Origin of the sequence: Clostridium sp. DSM 17811 (genome assembly GCF_018861905.1) — a bacterium.
Lineage (GTDB): Bacteria > Bacillota > Clostridia > Clostridiales > Clostridiaceae > Clostridium_AD > Clostridium_AD frigoriphilum.
On the sequence record NZ_JAHLDU010000075.1, the window covers coordinates 1 to 1,622 of the forward strand.

The 1,622-nt window shown below is 32.9% G+C and carries 1 protein-coding gene; it reads left to right on the top strand.

Going from position 1 to position 1,622, the window contains the following annotated elements; all coding sequences use genetic code 11:
• Positions 1-99: 99 nt before the first annotated feature.
• On the top strand, positions 100-1,317 hold the full coding sequence (locus KPL44_RS24965; protein WP_216256099.1) for an IS256 family transposase: 1,218 nt from the start codon (positions 100-102) through the stop codon (positions 1,315-1,317).
• Positions 1,318-1,622: the final 305 nt, after the last annotated feature.

A 1,622-nucleotide genomic window follows, 5' to 3' on the forward strand; every position in this document is an offset into this window, starting at 1 on the left:
GGACCTGTAAATAATTTTGTGTAAACAGAATAAAATGTACTCTTTCTTGGCAATAATTGAGATAAGTAATTATCAAAGATTGTAAGGAGGAGTATTTTTATGTCCAACATTTCAAAAGAGGTTTTAAGAGATTATATCAACGAGCAAAAGTTTACAAACCCAACTGAGGTTTTAACTGCTATGAAGAGCATGTTTAAAGACATTCTTCAGGAAACATTAGAAGCAGAAATGGATTCACAACTTGGATATGACAAGTATGAATTATCTGAAAAACGAACTCCAAACAGTAGAAATGGTTACTCTAAGAAGACTGTTAAATCTGAACTTGGATCCGTAGAAGTTAATATACCACGTGATAGAAATGGCGAATTCGAGCCTAAAATCTTGCCTAAGTATCAAAGAAATATAACTGGTATTGAAGATAAAATAATGGCTCTTTATGCAACTGGAATGACCACGAGAGATATATCAGAGCAAGTAAAAAATCTATATGAAGTTGAGATATCTGCTGAAATGGTCTCGAATATAACAAATAGGATTATGCCTGTAGTTACAGAGTGGCAAAATAGGGCACTTGAAAAAACATACTCATTTGTTTTTTTGGATGCAATACACTATAAAGTTCGTGACGACAAGCATATTATAATCAAGGCAGCTTATGTTGTTCTAGGTGTAAATATGGATGGAGAAAAAGAAGTACTTGGTATTTGGATAGGAACAAATGAAAGCAGTAAGTTCTGGCTTTCGGTACTTAATGACCTCAGAAACAGAGGCTTGAAGAACGTTTTGTTGTTTTGTATAGATGGCTTAAGCGGCTTCAAGGAAGCAATAGAGGCTGTCTATCCCTTTGCAAAGATACAACGTTGTATAATTCACCAATTGAGAGCAAGTATGAAATATATACCACATAAAGACAAGAAGGCATTTGCAAAAGATTTGAAAGCTGTTTATGGCGCAGTGAATGAGGATCTTGCACTTGAAAATTTAATGTCTGCAAAAGAAACATGGGGTAGTAAATATCCAAATGCAATAAAAAGTTGGGAAGATAATTGGGATAATCTTATAACTTTCTTTGCATTTCCAGATTATATTCGTAGAATTATATATACCACAAATGCTATAGAGAGCCTTAACAGTCAATTCAGAAAAGTAACTAAGACAAAGCTTATATTTCCGAACGATGATAGTCTTATGAAGATGCTATATTTGGCAACTGAAAAGGTAAGTAAGAAATGGACTAGAGCATATGCAAATTGGGACCTTGTTATTAGCCAGCTCAATATATTATTTAGTGAGGTCTTAAATGAAGGAGCGTAGCTTTGGGACTCCGTCCCTCAAACCCCTAAGAGGTATAGTTTAATTTTTCCTGTTAAATAAGTAAAACGGATCACCCAAAGGTAATCCGTTAATGTATTATTCTTCAATAACGACTCAATTCGCTTCTCAACACTGCCCTAACCTAATATTTAGAGGGTATATTAATAGCTAAAAATGGAAATGATATACTGAAAAGTAATTACAAAGTAACAACATTTATAAACTATAGTAACATTTTTTCATAATTAAATAATTCAATTATTTTGCTTAAAGAAAGAGAATACACAAAATAATTTACACCCTCT

Excerpts from the sequence above, each read along its gene's own strand:
- KPL44_RS24965 (WP_216256099.1), top strand. The coding sequence starts at position 100 with ATGTCCAACATTTCAAAAGAGGTTTTAAGAGATTATATCAACGAGCAA.